Source organism: Enterobacter sp. YSU (assembly GCF_016082135.1).
GTDB classification, from domain to species: Bacteria; Pseudomonadota; Gammaproteobacteria; order Enterobacterales; family Enterobacteriaceae; genus Enterobacter; species Enterobacter hormaechei_C.
Genome location: NZ_CP059487.1, coordinates 315779 through 333827 on the forward strand (window position 1 = coordinate 315779; position 18049 = coordinate 333827).

19 protein-coding genes are annotated in these 18049 nt (G+C 53.9%); 15 read left to right on the forward strand and 4 right to left on the reverse strand.

Annotated elements, in window-relative coordinates:
• Positions 1-126: 126 nt before the first annotated feature.
• From leuS to lipA, 14 genes are all read left to right on the forward strand, one after another.
• Complete coding sequence (leuS, locus tag H2Z33_RS01515; RefSeq protein WP_015571136.1) at positions 127-2709, forward strand: leucine--tRNA ligase; 2583 nt, start codon at positions 127-129, stop codon at positions 2707-2709.
• A gap of 14 nt (positions 2710-2723) precedes the next feature.
• Positions 2724-3293, forward strand: a complete 570-nt coding sequence (gene lptE / locus H2Z33_RS01520) for an LPS assembly lipoprotein LptE (protein WP_006809628.1) — start codon at positions 2724-2726, stop codon at positions 3291-3293.
• Positions 3293-4324 (forward strand): DNA polymerase III subunit delta, encoded by a 1032-nt coding sequence (gene holA, locus H2Z33_RS01525; RefSeq protein ID WP_015571137.1) that lies wholly within the window; start codon positions 3293-3295, stop codon positions 4322-4324. The genes lptE and holA overlap by 1 nt, the downstream gene beginning before the upstream one ends.
• Positions 4317-4982 (forward strand): nicotinate-nucleotide adenylyltransferase, encoded by a 666-nt coding sequence (gene nadD / locus H2Z33_RS01530; RefSeq protein WP_033486409.1) that lies wholly within the window; start codon positions 4317-4319, stop codon positions 4980-4982. Before holA ends, nadD begins: the two co-directional genes overlap by 8 nt.
• Before the next feature lie 268 nt (positions 4983-5250).
• Complete coding sequence (gene rsfS, locus H2Z33_RS01535) at positions 5251-5568, forward strand: ribosome silencing factor (RefSeq protein WP_003858696.1); 318 nt, start codon at positions 5251-5253, stop codon at positions 5566-5568.
• Positions 5569-5571: 3 nt separating this feature from the next.
• On the forward strand, positions 5572-6039 hold the full coding sequence (gene rlmH / locus H2Z33_RS01540; protein WP_003858701.1) for a 23S rRNA (pseudouridine(1915)-N(3))-methyltransferase RlmH: 468 nt from the start codon (positions 5572-5574) through the stop codon (positions 6037-6039).
• Positions 6040-6067: 28 nt separating this feature from the next.
• The gene (gene mrdA / locus H2Z33_RS01545; protein WP_047637510.1) at positions 6068-7969 is read left to right on the forward strand and encodes a peptidoglycan DD-transpeptidase MrdA; all 1902 of its coding nucleotides are present in this window, start codon (positions 6068-6070) and stop codon (positions 7967-7969) included.
• Positions 7970-7971: 2 nt separating this feature from the next.
• Positions 7972-9084, forward strand: coding sequence for a peptidoglycan glycosyltransferase MrdB (mrdB, locus tag H2Z33_RS01550; protein WP_015571139.1), 1113 nt, complete (start codon positions 7972-7974; stop codon positions 9082-9084).
• Between the two features lie 16 nt (positions 9085-9100).
• The gene (gene rlpA / locus H2Z33_RS01555; protein ID WP_032652961.1) at positions 9101-10207 is read left to right on the forward strand and encodes an endolytic peptidoglycan transglycosylase RlpA; all 1107 of its coding nucleotides are present in this window, start codon (positions 9101-9103) and stop codon (positions 10205-10207) included.
• Between the two features lie 139 nt (positions 10208-10346).
• Positions 10347-11558, forward strand: coding sequence for a D-alanyl-D-alanine carboxypeptidase DacA (gene dacA / locus H2Z33_RS01560; protein WP_003858714.1), 1212 nt, complete (start codon positions 10347-10349; stop codon positions 11556-11558).
• A gap of 107 nt (positions 11559-11665) precedes the next feature.
• Entirely contained in the window at positions 11666-11929 is a 264-nt protein-coding gene (gene ybeD / locus H2Z33_RS01565; protein WP_063134791.1) for a DUF493 family protein YbeD, read from the forward strand.
• A gap of 94 nt (positions 11930-12023) precedes the next feature.
• Positions 12024-12665, forward strand: a complete 642-nt coding sequence (gene lipB / locus H2Z33_RS01570; protein WP_017694313.1) for a lipoyl(octanoyl) transferase LipB — start codon at positions 12024-12026, stop codon at positions 12663-12665.
• A gap of 291 nt (positions 12666-12956) precedes the next feature.
• Entirely contained in the window at positions 12957-13910 is a 954-nt protein-coding gene (locus H2Z33_RS01575; protein ID WP_032647690.1) for a YbeF family transcriptional regulator, read from the forward strand.
• Positions 13911-14117: 207 nt separating this feature from the next.
• On the forward strand, positions 14118-15083 hold the full coding sequence (gene lipA, locus H2Z33_RS01580) for a lipoyl synthase (protein WP_006809637.1): 966 nt from the start codon (positions 14118-14120) through the stop codon (positions 15081-15083).
• 80 nt (positions 15084-15163) lie between these two features.
• Here the strand turns inward: lipA and tatE are convergent, their stop codons facing one another.
• Entirely contained in the window at positions 15164-15367 is a 204-nt protein-coding gene (gene tatE, locus H2Z33_RS01585) for a twin-arginine translocase subunit TatE (protein ID WP_003858723.1), read from the reverse strand.
• Positions 15368-15492: 125 nt separating this feature from the next.
• Positions 15493-16281, reverse strand: coding sequence for a deaminated glutathione amidase (locus H2Z33_RS01590; protein WP_032103123.1), 789 nt, complete (start codon positions 16279-16281; stop codon positions 15493-15495).
• A gap of 67 nt (positions 16282-16348) precedes the next feature.
• Here H2Z33_RS01590 and crcB point away from each other — a divergent pair, with 67 nt between their 5' ends.
• Complete coding sequence (gene crcB / locus H2Z33_RS01595; RefSeq protein WP_017382474.1) at positions 16349-16732, forward strand: fluoride efflux transporter CrcB; 384 nt, start codon at positions 16349-16351, stop codon at positions 16730-16732.
• Between the two features lie 219 nt (positions 16733-16951).
• On the opposite strand, the gene cspE is transcribed toward crcB, so the two are convergent.
• Complete coding sequence (gene cspE, locus H2Z33_RS01600) at positions 16952-17161, reverse strand: transcription antiterminator/RNA stability regulator CspE (protein WP_002439184.1); 210 nt, start codon at positions 17159-17161, stop codon at positions 16952-16954.
• A 190-nt stretch (positions 17162-17351) separates the two neighbouring features.
• Positions 17352-17927, reverse strand: coding sequence for a lipid IV(A) palmitoyltransferase PagP (gene pagP, locus H2Z33_RS01605; protein ID WP_032670357.1), 576 nt, complete (start codon positions 17925-17927; stop codon positions 17352-17354).
• Positions 17928-18049: the final 122 nt, after the last annotated feature.

The following is an 18049-nucleotide window of genomic DNA, read 5'->3' on the forward strand; positions in this document are numbered from 1 at the left end:
CCTGCAAAGTGCATTTGCGTGAAAGGCTGTTTTGACGCGGGCGTTTGGGCTATGCTATGCGGATCTGAATTACCACATCCATTGGCTACATTTGTAGCTGTATTGAACACAGGACCACTGGCTGCCATGCAAGAGCAATACCGCCCGGAAGAGATAGAATCAAAAGTCCAGCAACACTGGGACGAGAAGCGCACCTTTGAAGTAACCGAAGACGAGAGCAAAGAGAAGTATTACTGCCTGTCGATGCTTCCCTATCCTTCTGGTCGACTACACATGGGCCACGTGCGTAACTACACCATCGGTGACGTGATTGCGCGCTACCAGCGTATGCTGGGCAAAAACGTTCTTCAGCCTATCGGCTGGGATGCGTTCGGCCTGCCTGCTGAAGGCGCGGCGGTGAAAAACAACACGGCACCGGCTCCGTGGACGTACGACAACATTGCGTACATGAAAAACCAGCTGAAAATGCTGGGCTTTGGCTATGACTGGAGTCGCGAGCTGGCAACCTGTACCCCGGAATACTACCGCTGGGAGCAGAAATTCTTTACCGAGCTGTATAAAAAAGGCCTGGTGTACAAGAAGACCTCTGCCGTTAACTGGTGCCCGAATGACCAGACCGTTCTCGCGAACGAACAGGTTATCGACGGCTGCTGCTGGCGCTGCGACACCAAAGTAGAGCGTAAAGAGATCCCGCAGTGGTTTATCAAAATCACCGCCTACGCTGACGAACTGCTGAACGATCTGGATAATCTGGACCACTGGCCAGATACCGTTAAGACCATGCAGCGCAACTGGATCGGCCGTTCCGAAGGTGTGGAAATTACCTTCAACGTTGAGAACTACGACCAGACCCTGACCGTCTATACCACCCGTCCGGACACCTTCATGGGCGCGACCTACCTGGCCGTGGCCGCAGGTCACCCGCTGGCGCAGAAAGCGGCAGAAAACAATCCGGAACTGGCGACCTTCATCGACGAATGCCGCAATACTAAAGTGGCCGAAGCCGACATGGCGACGATGGAGAAAAAAGGCGTTGATACCGGCTTTAAAGCCATTCACCCGCTGACGGGCGAAGCGATCCCTGTCTGGGCAGCCAACTTCGTACTGATGGAATACGGCACAGGCGCCGTGATGGCCGTGCCGGGTCACGACCAGCGCGACTACGAATTTGCCACCAAATACGGCCTGACCATCAAGCCTGTTATTCTTGCTGCTGACGGCTCTGAACCCGATCTCTCTGAGCAAGCGCTGACTGAAAAAGGCACCCTGTTTAACTCCGGTGAGTTCAGCGGCCTGAGCTTCGAAGAAGGCTTCAACGCCATCGCCGACAAGCTGGCCTCCCTGGGCGTGGGCGAGCGTAAAGTGAACTACCGTCTGCGCGACTGGGGCGTTTCCCGTCAGCGTTACTGGGGTGCGCCAATCCCAATGGTGACTCTGGAAGATGGCACCGTGATGCCAACGCCGGAAGATCAGCTGCCGGTGATCCTGCCGGAAGACGTGGTCATGGACGGCATCACCAGCCCGATCAAAGCCGATCCTGAGTGGGCGAAAACCACCGTCAACGGTCAGCCAGCGCTGCGTGAAACCGACACCTTCGACACCTTTATGGAATCCTCCTGGTACTATGCGCGCTACACCTGCCCGCAGTACAAAGAAGGCATGCTGGATTCCGATGCAGCAAACTACTGGCTGCCGGTAGACATCTACATCGGTGGCATTGAACACGCCATCATGCACCTGCTCTATTTCCGCTTCTTCCATAAACTGATGCGTGACGCAGGCCTGGTCAACTCCGACGAGCCGGCAAAACAGCTGCTGTGTCAGGGCATGGTGCTGGCAGATGCGTTCTACTACGTTGGCGCGAACGGCGAGCGTAACTGGGTTTCTCCGGTTGATGCGATTGTGGAGCGCGACGAGAAAGGCCGTATCGTGAAGGCGAAAGACGCCGAAGGTCATGAACTGGTGTATACCGGCATGAGCAAGATGTCCAAGTCGAAAAATAACGGTATCGACCCGCAGGTAATGGTTGAGCGTTACGGCGCTGACACCGTGCGTCTGTTCATGATGTTCGCCTCCCCGGCAGATATGACGCTGGAATGGCAGGAATCCGGCGTTGAAGGGGCAAACCGCTTCCTGAAACGCGTCTGGAAACTGGTGTACGAGCACACCTCTCAGGGTGATGCGCCAGCGCTGAACGTGGCTGCACTGAGCGAAGATCAGCAGGCGCTGCGTCGTGATGTTCATAAAACCATTGCGAAAGTCACCGATGATATTGGTCGTCGTCAGACCTTCAATACCGCAATTGCGGCTATTATGGAACTGATGAACAAGCTGGCGAAAGCCCCGCAGGACGGCGAGCAGGATCGCGCCTTAATGCGTGAAGCGCTGCTGGCGGTCGTTCGCATGCTTAACCCGTTCACGCCGCACGTTAGCTTCACCCTGTGGCAGGAGCTGAAAGGCGAAGGCGATATCGACAACGCGCCGTGGCCAGTGGCGGATGAATCCGCTATGGTGGAAAACACCACGCTGGTGGTGGTGCAGGTTAACGGTAAAGTGCGCGGTAAAATTACCGTCGCGGTCGACGCAACCGAAGAACAGGTTCGCGAGCGCGCAGGCCAGGAGCATCTGGTCGCGAAATACCTTGAGGGCGTTACCGTACGTAAAGTGATCTACGTACCTGGTAAACTGCTGAATCTGGTCGTTGGCTAAGCGCGGGAGGAAACGTGCGACAACTGGCAACAATACTCTTATCTCTGGCGGTGCTGGTCACCGCTGGCTGCGGCTGGCACCTGCGCAACACCACGGCAGTGCCTGCTCAGATGAAAACAATGATCTTCGACTCATCCGATCCGAACGGACCGCTGAGCCGGGCCATTCGTAACCAGCTGCGTTTGAACGATGTTGAGCTGATCGAGAAGGGAACCCTGCGTCAGGATGTTCCTTCGCTTCGCGTCCTGAAATCAACGCTGTCACAAGATACGGCCTCGATCTTCCAGGATGGGCGAACGGCGGAATATCAGATGGTGCTTACCGTTGATGCGGCCGTCTTGATGCCAGGTAAAGATATTTACCCTATCAATACCAAAGTCTACCGCTCGTTCTTCGATAACCCGCAGACGGCGCTGGCAAAAGACGCCGAACAGCAGATTATCATCAAAGAGATGTACGATAAGGCCGCGGAACAGCTGATCCGCAGACTGCCTGCCATTGCCGCGTCGACGAAAAAAGGCGCTGACGTCATCGAAACACCGGATGCCAGCACGCCGGATATGCCAACGTCTCTGGGTAACTGATGATCAGGTTGTATCCTGAACAACTCCGCGCGCAGCTCAACGAAGGGCTGCGCGCGGCCTATCTGCTACTCGGCAATGACCCCCTGTTACTTCAGGAAAGCCTTGATGCGGTTCGCCATGCGGCAGCCGCGCAGGGTTTCGATGAGCATCATACGTTCCAGATCGATAACAGTACCGACTGGAACGCTATCTTCTCGCTTTGTCAGGCCATGAGCCTGTTTGCCTCTCGTCAGACAATCCAGATCCTGCTGCCAGAGAATGGTCCTAACGCTGCTATCAATGAACAGCTAGCCATGCTGGTAAGTTTGTTACACGACGATCTGCTGCTTATCGTACGCGGCAACAAACTCACAAAAGCGCAGGAAAACGCGGCCTGGTTTACCCGGCTAGCCCCCAGTGCGGTGCTGGTCACCTGCCAGACGCCAGAGCAGGCGCATCTGCCAAAATGGGTTGCCGCGCGAGCAAAGCAGCACAATTTGCAGCTGGATGAGGCCGCCAGTCAGCTCCTGTGCTACTGCTACGAAGGCAACCTTCTGGCACTGGCGCAGGCGCTGGACAGGCTCGCCCTGCTGTGGCCCGATGGTAAGCTGACGCTGCCGCGCGTGGAACAGGCGGTGAATGATGCCGCGCACTTTACCCCCTTCCACTGGGTTGATGCGCTGCTGTCGGCGAAAAGTAAGCGTGCTCTGCACATCCTGCAACAGCTGCGCCTGGAAGGGAGTGAGCCGGTCATTCTGCTCCGTACGCTCCAGCGCGAATTACTGCTGCTGAACAACCTTAAACGCCAGTCAGCACACACGCCCCTGCGCGCCTTATTCGACAAACATCGCGTCTGGCAAAACCGTCGGGCGATGACCACGGAGGCGATAAACCGCCTGAGCCAGGAGCAGTTGCGTCAGGCAGTACAACTTCTGATGCGCGCCGAACTGACGTTAAAACAGGATTACGGCCAGTCTGTCTGGGCGGAGCTGGAGAGCCTCTCTTTGCTGCTCTGCCATAAGGCGCTGGCAGACGTATTTATCGATGGGTGATATGCATTCTTTACAGGCAATGTATGGCGGGACCTTCGACCCGGTACACTATGGGCATCTTAAGCCGGTAGAAATCCTCGCGAATTTGATTGGGTTGCAGCGGGTAATCATTATGCCCAACAATGTTCCGCCGCACCGTCCTCAGCCAGAAGCAACCAGCGAGCAGCGTAAAGCGATGCTCGCACTGGCTATCGCCGATAAGCCTCTCTTCACGCTGGATGAGCGTGAACTGCGCAGGGATACCCCTTCCTGGACATCGCAAACGCTGCGGGAGTGGCGCGCTGAGCAAGGGCCCATGAAACCGCTGGCGTTTATCATCGGCCAGGATTCCTTGCTCAACTTTCCCAGCTGGTACCAGTACGAAACCATTCTGGAAAACAGTCATCTGCTGGTCTGCCGCCGTCCGGGCTACCCGCTGAACATGCGCGACGCACAGCATCAGCAGTGGCTTGACGCGCATCTGACGGACAATATAGAAGACCTGCACAGTCTCCCCGCCGGGAAAATTTATCTCGCTGAAACGCCGTGGTTTGATATTTCCGCAACCCTCATCCGCGAGCGTCTCCAGCAGGGTTTAGACTGTGACGATCTCCTCCCCTCGCCCGTGCTGGCCTATATCCACGCACACGGTCTGTATCAGAAAAGTACAGATGTCTGAGCATCGCCGGCGAAATTGTCCGTTAATGATTATCCTGCCTTGACAGGCTAAGCCATACTGATATCCTCCGCTGCCAGACTTTCCCGCCGATCGCTGCTTTACAGAAATTGTTTTACAAAAATGGCGATGCAATCTCAGGCGGAGGGTGGGATGATACCCGCCTTCAAAAGCCGGGCGGTGACATTTGTCCCGCGACTGGCGTCAGTTCAGGTATACTGACTGGCCACGAATTCATAGTTGTACAATCTCATTCACCCAGGGGGAAAACTTGCAGGGTAAAGCACTCCAGGATTTTGTTATCGACAAAATTGATGACCTGAAAGGTCAGGACATCATCGCTATCGACGTTAAGGGTAAATCCAGCATCACCGACTGCATGATCATCTGCACCGGGACCTCAACTCGTCACGTTGTTTCGATTGCTGACCATGTTGTTCAGGAATCGCGCGCGGCAGGGCTGCTTCCGCTGGGCGTTGAAGGTGAAGCGACCGCTGACTGGGTGGTTGTCGATCTCGGCGATGTGATTGTCCACGTCATGCAGGAAGAGAGCCGTCGCCTGTATGAGCTGGAAAAACTCTGGGGTTAATGCGTGAAGTTGCAACTGGTCGCCGTCGGCACCAAAATGCCGGACTGGGTACAAACCGGTTTTACTGAGTATCTGCGTCGTTTCCCAAAAGATATGCCGTTCGAACTGGTGGAGATCCCAGCAGGAAAGCGCGGCAAGAACGCAGATATCAAACGTATTCTCGATAAAGAGGGAGAACTGATGCTGGCTGCCGCAGGCAAAAACCGCATCGTGACCCTCGATATCCCGGGCAAACCCTGGGATACGCCGCAGCTGGCGCACGAACTGGAGCGCTGGAAGCAGGATGGTCGGGACGTCAGTCTGTTGATTGGCGGACCAGAGGGGTTATCTCCCGCCTGCAAAGCGGCAGCAGAACAAAGTTGGTCACTCTCGGCGCTGACGCTGCCCCACCCGCTTGTACGGGTTCTCGTGGCAGAAAGTTTGTATCGCGCATGGAGCATCACTACCAACCACCCTTATCACCGCGAGTAATGACTGACCAGGGTAATTTAAGCAGCGGATGAAACTACAGAATTCTTTTCGCGACTATACGGCTGAGTCCGCGCTGTTTGTGCGCCGGGCGCTGGTCGCCTTTACGGGGATTTTGCTGCTTACCGGCGTGCTGATCGCCAACCTCTATAATCTGCAAATTGTCCGCTATACCGATTACCAGACCCGCTCAAACGAAAACCGTATCAAGCTGGTGCCCATCGCGCCCAGCCGCGGCATTATCTACGATCGTAACGGCACGCCGCTGGCGCTTAATCGCACCATCTACCAGATAGAGATGATGCCCGAGAAAGTGGATAACGTGCAGGATACCCTGAACGCGCTGAGAAGCGTTGTCGACCTGACTGATGACGATATCGCTGCGTTCAAAAAAGAGCGCGCACGTTCTCACCGCTTCACCTCCATTCCGGTAAAAACCAACCTGACGGAAGTGCAGGTCGCCCGTTTTGCCGTTAACCAGTACCGTTTCCCCGGTGTGGAAGTCAAAGGCTATAAACGCCGCTACTATCCTTACGGCTCCGCGCTGACGCACGTCATTGGTTACGTCTCCAAAATCAACGATAAAGACGTCGAACGCCTTGATAAAGACGGCAAGCTGGCTAACTACGCCGCAACCCATGATATTGGCAAGCTGGGGATCGAACGTTATTACGAAGACGTGCTGCACGGTCAGACCGGGTATGAAGAGGTTGAAGTTAACAACCGTGGCCGCGTGATCCGTCAGCTGAAAGAGGTTCCCCCGCAGGCGGGGCATGACGTCTATCTGACGCTCGACCTGAAGCTACAGCAGTATATCGAGACGCTGCTGGCGGGTAGCCGTGCTGCGGTTATTGTGACCGACCCGCGTACCGGCGGCATTCTGGCGATGGTTTCGATGCCAAGCTACGATCCGAACCTGTTCGTGGATGGCATCTCCAGCAAGGATTACTCCGGCCTGCTCAACGATCCAAACACGCCGCTGGTGAATCGCGCGACGCAGGGGGTTTATCCTCCAGCTTCAACGGTTAAACCGTATGTCGCCGTGTCTGCGCTAAGCGCGGGCGTCATCACCCGCAATACCAGTCTGTTTGACCCCGGCTGGTGGCAGTTACCTGGCTCTGAGAAACGCTACCGCGACTGGAAAAAATGGGGCCACGGTCATCTGAACGTGACCAAATCACTGGAGGAGTCGGCGGATACCTTCTTCTATCAGGTCGCCTACGACATGGGTATTGATCGTCTGTCTGAATGGATGAGCAAATTCGGCTACGGGCATTACACCGGTATAGATTTGGCGGAAGAGCGTTCCGGCAACATGCCAACCCGCGAATGGAAGCTGAAGCGCTTTAAAAAACCCTGGTATCAGGGTGACACCATTCCGGTAGGGATCGGCCAGGGCTACTGGACGGCAACGCCGCTGCAAATGAACAAGGCGATGATGATCCTCATTAACGATGGCGTTGTGAAAGTGCCGCACCTGCTGCAAAGCACCGTTGAAGACGGCAAAAAAGTGCCGTGGATACAGCCGCACGAGCCGCCGGTGGGTGACATTCATTCCGGGTACTGGGAAATCGCGAAAGACGGCATGTACGGTGTAGCCAACCGCCCTAACGGGACGGCGCACAAATATTTCGCTGGCGCACCGTATAAGGTAGCCGCGAAATCAGGTACGGCTCAGGTCTTCGGTCTGAAAGCGAATGAAACTTATAATGCACATAAAATTGCCGAACGTCTGCGTGACCACAAGCTCATGACGGCGTTTGCCCCTTATGATAACCCGCAGGTTGCGGTGGCGATGATTCTTGAGAACGGCGGCGCAGGCCCGGCGGTGGGTACCATCATGCGTCAAATCCTCGACCACATCATGCTGGGTGACAACAACACCGAACTGCCAGCTGAAAACCCGGCAGCCGCTGCGGTGGAGGACCAATAATCATGACGGATAATCCGAATAAAAAATCGCTGTGGGACAAGATCCACATCGACCCTGCCATGCTGCTGATCCTGCTGGCTCTGCTGGTCTATAGCGCCCTCGTTATCTGGAGCGCCAGCGGCCAGGATATCGGCATGATGGAGCGTAAAATCGGCCAGATCGCCATGGGTCTGGTCATTATGGTGGTGATGGCGCAAATACCGCCGCGCGTGTACGAGGGCTGGGCGCCCTATCTCTATATTTTCTGTATTATTTTGTTGGTGGCAGTAGATGCTTTCGGCGCCATCTCGAAAGGGGCGCAACGCTGGCTGGATCTGGGGATTGTCCGCTTCCAGCCGTCGGAAATCGCCAAAATCGCCGTCCCGCTGATGGTGGCGCGTTTTATTAACCGCGACGTCTGCCCGCCGTCGTTGAAAAATACCGCCATTGCGCTGGTGCTGATTTTCCTGCCGACGCTGCTCGTGGCCGCACAGCCGGACCTCGGTACTTCAATTCTTATCGCCCTCTCCGGCCTGTTCGTCCTGTTCCTGTCCGGCCTGAGCTGGCGTCTGATTGGTATCGCCGTGGTGCTGGTTGCCGCCTTTATCCCCATCCTCTGGTTCTTCCTGATGCATGATTACCAGCGTCAGCGCGTTATGATGCTGCTCGATCCCGAGACCGATCCGCTGGGCGCAGGCTATCATATTATTCAGTCGAAGATTGCGATTGGCTCCGGAGGCCTGCGTGGTAAAGGCTGGCTGCACGGTACGCAGTCGCAGCTCGAATTTTTACCGGAACGCCACACCGACTTTATCTTTGCCGTTCTGGCTGAGGAGTTAGGGCTGGTTGGCATCCTGGTGCTGCTTGCACTCTACGTGCTGCTGATCATGCGAGGTTTGTGGATTGCCGCGCGCGCGCAAACCACCTTTGGTCGCGTGATGGCAGGCGGATTAATGTTGATTTTGTTCGTTTATGTCTTCGTAAATATTGGTATGGTGAGTGGTATTCTGCCGGTTGTTGGCGTACCGCTGCCGCTGGTGAGTTACGGGGGCTCGGCACTGATCGTGTTGATGGCCGGGTTTGGTATCGTCATGTCGATCCATACCCACAGGAAAATGTTGTCCAAAAGCGTATAAAAATAAGGGGATCGCAATGCGTAAGCAGTGGCTGGGGATCTGCATCGCAGCAAGTTTACTTGCCGCCTGTACAAGTGATGATGGTCAGCAACAGGCAACCGTCGCGCCGCCGCAGCCTGCGGTCTGTAATGGCCCGATTGTTGAGATTAGCGGTGCCGATCCCGTTTATGAACCGCTGAACGCCAGCGTGAATCAGGATTATCAGCGCGACGGTAAAAGCTATAAAATCGTTCAGGATCCTTCCCGTTTCAGCCAGGCTGGCTTTGCTGCCATCTATGACGCTGAGCCCGGCAGCAATCTAACCGCGTCGGGTGAAACCTTCGATCCGATGCAGATCACGGCGGCACACCCGACGTTGCCTGTCCCGAGCTATGCACGCATCACTAACCTGGCGAATGGCCGAATGATCGTGGTGCGTATCAACGATCGCGGTCCTTACGGCACCGATCGCGTGATCTCCCTGTCCCGCGCGGCTGCCGACCGTCTGAACACCTCAAACAATACTAAAGTGCGTATCGACCCGATTATCGTGGCGCAGGATGGTTCACTGTCTGGCCCGGGCACGGCCTGTACCACGGTCGCGAAACAGACCTATGCCCTGCCCGCTCGCCCGGATCTGAGCGGTGGTATGGGGGGGGCTTCAACGCCGGCAGAGCCCGCACAGCCGCAGGGTGAAGTGCGTGCTATCAGCAACGATACGCTGCAAAGTGAAGACGCGACCGGCGCCCCGGTGAAAAGCAGTGGTTTCCTTGGCGCACCCACCACGTTAGCGCCGGGCGTGATTGAATCAAATGAACCTGCCCCAGCGCCTGCGCCCGTCGCTGCTGCACCCGCTACACAAGCCGCCCCGGTGACCGCGCCTGCTGCTACGCAGACTGCGGCGCCTGCGACGGCGAGCGGCAGCTACGTGGTTCAGGTTGGCGCCGTCAGCGATCGGACCCGTGCAGAGCAATATCAGCAGCGTTTAAGCAAGCAGTTTGGCGTGCCAGGCCGCGTTGAGCAAAACGGTGCGGTATGGCGTATCCAGATGGGTCCGTTTGCCAGCAAATCGCAGGCAGCGTCCCTGCAACAGCGTTTACAGAGCGAGGCGCAGCTCCAGTCGTTTATCGCTGTTGCAAAATAATTATTCGGTGGTATCCGAAATGTCAGTTTGTGTAAAGCACGTTAACACTCTCATGATGAAAGTCGGATGCCTGCCCGTATAGCATTTGCTATAGTAAGGCACTTTTTTTAATTCCATCACGGATGTCGTAGTTCTGACCATGAAGACCACTTTTTCTGCTCGTTTTGTGCAGCGCATGGCGCTGACCACGGCCCTTTGCGCTGCTGCGTTCTCCGCAGCTCACGCGGACGACCTGAACATCAAGACCATGATCCCTGGCGTTCCGCAGATCGACGCGGAATCCTACATCCTGATTGATTACAACTCCGGCAAAGTTCTGGCAGAACAGAACGCCGATGCCCGCCGCGATCCGGCCAGCCTGACCAAAATGATGACCAGCTATGTTATCGGCCAGGCCATGAAAGCAGGCAAATTCAAAGAAACCGACCTGGTGACCATCGGTAACGATGCGTGGGCAACCGGCAACCCGGTGTTCAAAGGTTCATCGCTGATGTTCCTGAAGCCAGGCATGCAGGTTCCGGTCTCTCAGCTTATCCGTGGCATCAACTTGCAGTCCGGTAACGACGCCTGCGTGGCCATGGCCGATTTTGCAGCGGGCAGCCAGGACGCGTTTGTGGGCCTGATGAACAGCTACGTCTCCGCCCTGGGCCTGAAAAACAGCCACTTCCAGACCGTTCACGGCCTGGACGCCGAGGGTCAGTACAGCTCCGCGCGTGACATGGCGCTGATCGGTCAGGCGCTGATCCGCGATGTGCCAAACGAGTACTCTATCTACAAAGAGAAAGAGTTCACCTTCAACGGCATTCGTCAGACCAACCGTAACGGCCTGCTGTGGGACAACAGCCTGAACGTCGACGGCATCAAAACTGGCCACACCGATAAAGCCGGCTATAACCTGGTGGCCTCCGCCACTGAAGGCCAGATGCGTCTGATCTCTGCCGTGATGGGGGGACGTACGTTTAAAGGCCGCGAAACGGAAAGCAAAAAGCTGCTGACCTGGGGCTTCCGCTTCTTCGAAACCGTGAACCCGCTGAAAGCCGGTAAAGAATTTGCCTCTGAACCTGTCTGGTTTGGCGATAACGATCGCGCTTCCCTGGGCGTGGACAAAGATCTCTATCTGACGATCCCACGCGGTCGTATGAAAGATCTGAAAGCCAGCTACGTGCTGAATACCACCGAGCTGCACGCCCCGCTGCAAAAGAATCAGGTCGTGGGTACGATTAACTTCCAGCTGGATGGCAAAACCATCGATCAGCGCCCGCTGGTGGTGCTGGAGGAAATTCCTGAAGGCAATTTCTTCGGCAAAATCATTGATTATATTAAGCTGATGTTCCATCACTGGTTTGGTTAAAAATCGAACACTTGAAAGTGTGATTTTGATCCCCATATACTACGTATCAGTAAAACTCCCGCCCCGTGGCGGGAGTTATTATTTTTTATACACACGCCGGAGCTGACATGAAAACCAAACTTAACGAACTGCTTGAATTCCCTACCCCTTTTACTTACAAAGTAATGGGTCTGGCGAAACCTGAGCTGGTTGATCAGGTGGTTGAAGTGGTACAGCGCCATGCGCCGGGTGACTACTCTCCATCAGTCAAACCGAGCAGCAAAGGTAACTACCACTCGGTCTCAATCACCATCACTGCGACACACATTGAGCAGGTTGAGACGCTGTACGAAGAGCTCGGCAATATCGAAAGTGTTCGTATGGTGCTGTAGTCCCTCAGCGGTTACCCGGTTTGCCGGGTAACCCACTTCCCCGCTGTGATATACTCCCCGTTACCTATTCTCCCTTGTCTTCGGAGACGTCCTTTTGTACCAGGATAAAATTCTTGTCCGCCATCTTGGGCTACAGCCTTACGAGCCAGTCTCTCAGGCTATGCATGAGTTTACCGATATGCGCGATGACACCACCCCTGATGAAATCTGGCTGGTAGAACACTTGCCGGTGTTTACTCAAGGCCAGGCAGGAAAAGCCGAACATTTATTGATGACGGGTGATATCCCGGTGATCCAGAGCGATCGCGGTGGACAGGTAACCTACCACGGCCCGGGCCAGCAGGTAATGTATGTCCTGCTTAACCTGAAACGCAGAAAGCTGGGCGTGCGTGAGCTCGTGACCTTACTGGAACAAACCGTGGTGAACACGCTCGCTGAGTACGGTATCGATGCTCACCCTCGCGCCGATGCCCCGGGCGTCTACGTGGGAGAGATGAAGATCTGTTCGCTGGGGCTGCGTATCCGTAAAGGCTGCTCGTTCCACGGGCTGGCACTGAATATCAATATGGATCTGACCCCTTTCCAGCGCATCAACCCATGCGGGTATGCCGGTATGGAAATGACGCAAATGCGCCAGTGGGTCGATACCGCCACCCCTGAGAATATCCGCCCCGTGCTTCTGAAGAAGTTTTTAGCGCTGCTTAACAATCCTGACTACGAATATATTGCTGCTTAACACACTTCCGGCAGTGGTTCGGTTATTTGACCAGCCACTGCTTAATTACCGCATTTACGCTTTACAATAAACCGCATATTCTATATTTTCGAGTCGCCCATATATTAGCGTCCCATATTAATTAGAACCTTAATAGTACCATCACCGGGTATCGTGTAACGTGCGTGATAATCACCCAACTGCTTGTTTTCGATAAACAAGGGAAACTTACGAAACACTTTACGAATCTCTGCAAGCATAATAAATAAATTCAACTATCATTCATATTGTGAATGGATACGGAGTAAGAGCGTGGAGCCTACTAATTTACCAGCCAAACGCCTGAATGAAACCAGCGGCGAAGATAAGCCGCAAATTTTCCGGACTTTACGTAATATTGATCTCAATTTATTGACTATTTTTGAGGCGGTATATGTCCACAAAGGTATCGTTAATGCTGCGAAAATTCTTAATCTCACGCCCTCCGCTATTAGCCAGTCAATTCAAAAATTGCGCGCGATATTTCCCGATCCCTTATTTATTCGTAAAGGCCAGGGCGTAACCCCCACCGCGTACGCCACCCATCTGCATGAGTACATCAGCCAGGGTCTGGAATCGATTCTGGGCGCGCTGGATCTCACCGGCAGTTACGATAAGCAACGAACCATCACCATAGGCACCTCTCCCTCTGTGGGCGTTCTGGTCATGCCCGCTATTTACCAGGCTGTTAAACAGCATGCGCCACAGCTGCTGATCCGGAACGTGCCCGTTAACGATCCGGAAACTCAGCTGGCACAATTCCAGACGGACCTGATCATCGACAGCAATAGCTTCGCGGCCAGGGCATTAGGGCATAACGTTCTCTATACCGACTCTCTGGCGCTCGTGTGTCGTCAGAGTCATCCTGCTTTGGGCGCAGCTTTGACGCCTGAAAATTTGCGTCATTACGAACATGCAACCTTTATGTCCGAGGGGCAGGGTCCGGATCCGCTGCGCCAGCGTATTGACGAACTGTTCCCGGACCGTCTGATCAGCTTCAGCAGTTACAATATGTTTACCCTCGCGGCCCTTATTGGCAGCAGCGATTTGCTCTGTATTATGCCTGTGCGTCTCTTCACTCTGCTTCAAAAGTGCTGGCCGCTGGAGAGCATTCCATTGAGTCAACTTACGACGGAATCTGTTGAAATCTCACTGCATTATAACAAGCTAAGCCTGCGCGATCCGGTGCTGGAAAACGTCATTAACGTGATCCGCCAGGCGTTCTGATCCCGCCTTTCAGCACAAGCCCCTGCCGCAAGCGGGGCAAAAGGCACAAAACAACAACTATTTTACAAATTGGCGACCTGGCAGGCTGCTTTATCGCCCCTTTAAATGATATACTGCCTGTCGTTCGTTCAAAAATAGTTGATAATTACAACATTCCCTTGAATTGAAACGCTTTCCTTCGATATTCGCAACTGGAACACGCACGCTATGAGTAAACCCATTGTGATGGAACGCGGTGTTAAATACCGCGATGCCGATAAAATGGCCCTTATCCCGGTTAAAAACGTGGCTACAGAGCGCGAGGCGCTGTTAAGAAAACCGGAATGGATGAAAATCAAACTTCCGGCCGACTCTTCGCGTATCCAGGGGATCAAAGCGGCGATGCGCAAAAATGGCCTTCACTCTGTCTGTGAAGAGGCCTCCTGCCCTAACCTTGCTGAATGTTTCAATCACGGTACCGCGACATTTATGATTCTGGGTGCCATCTGCACCCGCCGCTGTCCGTTCTGTGACGTTGCCCATGGCCGTCCTGTTGCGCCTGACGCAAACGAACCGCAAAAACTGGCGCAGACGATTGCCGATATGGCGCTGCGTTATGTTGTTATCACCTCCGTTGACCGTGACGATCTGCGCGATGGCGGTGCTCAGCATTTTGCTGACTGTATTACCGCCATCCGCGAAAAAAGCCCGAACATTAAGATTGAGACGCTGGTGCCAGACTTCCGTGGCCGTATGGATCGCGCGCTCGATATCCTGACCGCGACGCCACCAGATGTGTTCAACCACAACCTGGAGAACGTACCGCGTATCTACCGACAGGTACGTCCCGGTGCAGACTACAACTGGTCGCTGAAGCTGCTGGAGCGCTTTAAAGAAGCCCATCCGCATATTCCAACCAAGTCCGGCCTGATGGTCGGCCTGGGTGAAACCAACGCTGAGATCATTGAAGTGATGCGCGATCTGCGCCGCCACGGCGTCACCATGCTGACGCTGGGCCAGTACCTCCAGCCAAGCCGTCACCACCTGCCTGTACAGCGTTACGTGAGCCCGGATGAGTTCGATGAAATGAAAGCCGAAGCGATGGCGATGGGCTTTACCCATGCCGCGTGCGGTCCGTTTGTTCGCTCCTCTTATCACGCCGATATGCAGGCGAAGGGCGAAGAAGTGAAATAAAGCTGTAAAATTTATTTACAGTAAAACAAAAAACCGGCCTCGTGAGCCGGTTTTTTTATGCAAGCCTTGCAGCATTGCCATTACTCTTTGTGTGAAAGCTTCTGTGCAGTGATGTCATCTTCGGCGCTTTTCTTTGCTGCCGCGTCGTCATCGTTCATTGCTTTCTTAAAGCCCTTAATGGCAGCACCCAGGTCTCCACCCAGCGTGCGTAACTTCTTGGTACCGAACAGCAGGACGACCAGTGCGGCAACCACCAGCAGTTTGGTAATACTAATCTCACCCATAAATACCTTCTTTACATGAAACAGGCTGCATTCCGCCAAAAAACCTGAACGTATTAACGGTCATTTGGCGCGTGCACACAATAGCAATCTGTAACAAGGTGAATCAAGCATTGTTGAAAAAAACATCACATTAATTGCGGTGGCGCAAACCTGCGGTTGCGCAGAACAGGTAATTGCTGACGCGCAAGCGCTATTCGGGCGGAAATTATCTCCGTCAGCAATAACGCAGGCGTCTCCGCTGCTGCCGCAACCGTCACCCCCAGCGGATCGACAACCCTGCTCTGCCCGATATTTTTGTTACCACATTCACCCGCGGCTACCACGTAACAGGTGGTATCCAGCGCACGTGCTGCCAGCAGCGTCGCCCAGTGATGCTCCTTAAGCGGTCCTTTGACCCACGCGGCGGGCAGAACCAGCACCTCGGCCCCCTGCAATGCCAGGTTCAGCGCCAGCTCGGGAAAACGGATATCGTAGCAGGTCATCAGGCCAATCTTAAAACCCTCGACCTCAATCAGCGGCGGAATTACACTCCCCGGATCGACCAGGCGCGACTCCTGAACGCTGAACGCATCATACAGATGAAGTTTGGCGTAGCTCGCGACGATGGCACCCTCACGTATCGCCACCAGCGTGTTTACCGCGCGCCCCGGCGAGGACGGAATATGGACCGTCAAGATGGTGGTGAGCGTGTTGCCAACGCTTTCGGCCAGCAGTCGTTTCAGAAACGCCCCTTCCAGCGTTTGCGCAGACTTTACCGACAGGTCTGGATCGCCATCATCACGGGCCAGTAACGCCTCGGGAAGTACCAGCAACGACGCCCCCTTTTGCTTCGCCTGATGCATCAGGGAGACGCATTTTTCCGCGTTTTCATTCCAGTCCGGCGTCACCGCGAACTGCCCTACTGCAACATACATAATTGTCTCCCGGTTAAAAACAGCGTTACACTCGATTCACTTACACAGCAAATAGCAGGTATTGACAGTGTTACAACTACTTATAGCCGTTTTTATTGGTGGAGGCACGGGTAGCGTTGCGCGGTGGCTCTTAAGCATGCGGTTTAACCCCCTGCATCAGGCCATTCCGATGGGGACACTGGCGGCAAATCTGATCGGGGCGTTTATTATTGGGATGGGGCTGGCCTGGTTTAATCGCATGACCAACATCGACCCTATGTGGAAGGTTCTGATTACAACTGGTTTCTGCGGCGGCTTAACAACGTTTTCTACCTTCTCTGCGGAGGTAGTATTTCTGTTTCAGGAAGGCCGGATGGGCTGGGCGCTGACCAACATTGCCGTTAACATGCTTGGCTCGTTTGCGATGACTGCGATCGCATTCTGGTTATTTTCCTCCGCCAGCGGACATTAAGCGCAGCAACCTTAATGTTGGCTTAATTTTTCTCTGTCACTCTTGGATCAATATTGAACGAGGGTGATAGCATGAAAGAAACTCTGTCAGGCGTGGGTATGGTATTGCTAAGCGTCGCGATCGTCGCCAGCTTCCTGAAGATCTATCTTAACGGTTGATTCAGAACGAAAAAAACCCGCTCATTGAGCGGGTTTTGAAATTCTTGCTGACGCGTCTGAATTACAGAGCGATTACGTTAGCAGCAGAAGGGCCTTTGGCACCGTTAGTGATTTCGAACTCTACGCGCTGACCTTCAGCCAGAGTTTTGAAACCATTAGACTGGATTGCAGAGAAGTGTACGAACACGTCTTTGCTGCCATCTTCAGGAGTAATGAAACCGAATCCTTTGGACTCATTAAACCACTTAACGTTACCTTTAATCTTAGACATCAAAATTACCTTTACATTAAAAAACGACACAAATGCTGTGTCGGGTATCAGTACAACAATTGTGAGGCGTTTTGTCCAGCGGATCTTTGATAAAAAGTGACAAAAGTCGCGTTAATTTTCGCTGTTCGATTTTTATCCTTTACATTTCAATGTCTGTGCGTTTTTTGGCCGATTTAGCAGAAAAATTCAGTTAAAACTGAAACCGCATCCAGGCAAAGTAAACGTTACCGTTGTTATAGGTACCCGGTATGTAGGTCATCTGAAACGTTGCCGGACCATAGCCGATGGAGGCAAGCGGCAGCAGTACCGGAACAGGAATGTATTTCCAGTTATCACGCGCCGTGAACCCTGCCGTATAGCCCAGCCCCAGACGGAAGTTGTCGTCTGATAACGGGCGCCAGGTTTTTTCCCAGCCGTAGCCACCAATAGGCTCCCATTTATTGTAGGAGTCCTTAAACGCCATCAGGTACAGGCCATGCCAGTTACCTTTTTCATCCCAGCGAGACTGACCGAAGCCGGCCCCCCACGGACGCTCGTTATAACGGTCAGTTTTTTCTTTATCGTAGGCAAAACGTGCATGCCACGTAATGGCCGGAATATAGAGATCGTAATGCTCAGGTTCGTTCCATGTTTGCGCGACGTTATCCGTGAAGGTGGTGAACCAGCCTTTATCCGCTGTATTGCTGTCTGCATTAACCGCAGACGCAAACGATAACTGCCCAATAATAAACAACAAAATCAGGGGGAGTTTAATTCGTACAATCACAATGCCATTACCATATTTAGTATTCGGTGCAGACCTTAACACAGAATACTTGAATGAACGCTTAACAGCATGGGTGTTATTCCTAATTACCATCCCGTTCCTGGGAATAATCTGAGGATACA

Coding starts and splice junctions, on each gene's coding strand:
- tatE (WP_003858723.1), bottom strand. CDS start 15,367: ATGGGTGAGATTAGTATTACCAAACTGCTGGTGGTTGCCGCACTGGTC.
- lipA (WP_006809637.1), top strand. CDS start 14,118: ATGAGTAAACCCATTGTGATGGAACGCGGTGTTAAATACCGCGATGCC.
- mrdB (WP_015571139.1), top strand. CDS start 7,972: ATGACGGATAATCCGAATAAAAAATCGCTGTGGGACAAGATCCACATC.
- H2Z33_RS01590 (WP_032103123.1), bottom strand. CDS start 16,281: ATGTATGTTGCAGTAGGGCAGTTCGCGGTGACGCCGGACTGGAATGAA.
- mrdA (WP_047637510.1), top strand. CDS start 6,068: ATGAAACTACAGAATTCTTTTCGCGACTATACGGCTGAGTCCGCGCTG.
- cspE (WP_002439184.1), bottom strand. CDS start 17,161: ATGTCTAAGATTAAAGGTAACGTTAAGTGGTTTAATGAGTCCAAAGGA.
- dacA (WP_003858714.1), top strand. CDS start 10,347: ATGAAGACCACTTTTTCTGCTCGTTTTGTGCAGCGCATGGCGCTGACC.
- ybeD (WP_063134791.1), top strand. CDS start 11,666: ATGAAAACCAAACTTAACGAACTGCTTGAATTCCCTACCCCTTTTACT.
- rlpA (WP_032652961.1), top strand. CDS start 9,101: ATGCGTAAGCAGTGGCTGGGGATCTGCATCGCAGCAAGTTTACTTGCC.
- leuS (WP_015571136.1), top strand. CDS start 127: ATGCAAGAGCAATACCGCCCGGAAGAGATAGAATCAAAAGTCCAGCAA.
- nadD (WP_033486409.1), top strand. CDS start 4,317: ATGGGTGATATGCATTCTTTACAGGCAATGTATGGCGGGACCTTCGAC.
- holA (WP_015571137.1), top strand. CDS start 3,293: ATGATCAGGTTGTATCCTGAACAACTCCGCGCGCAGCTCAACGAAGGG.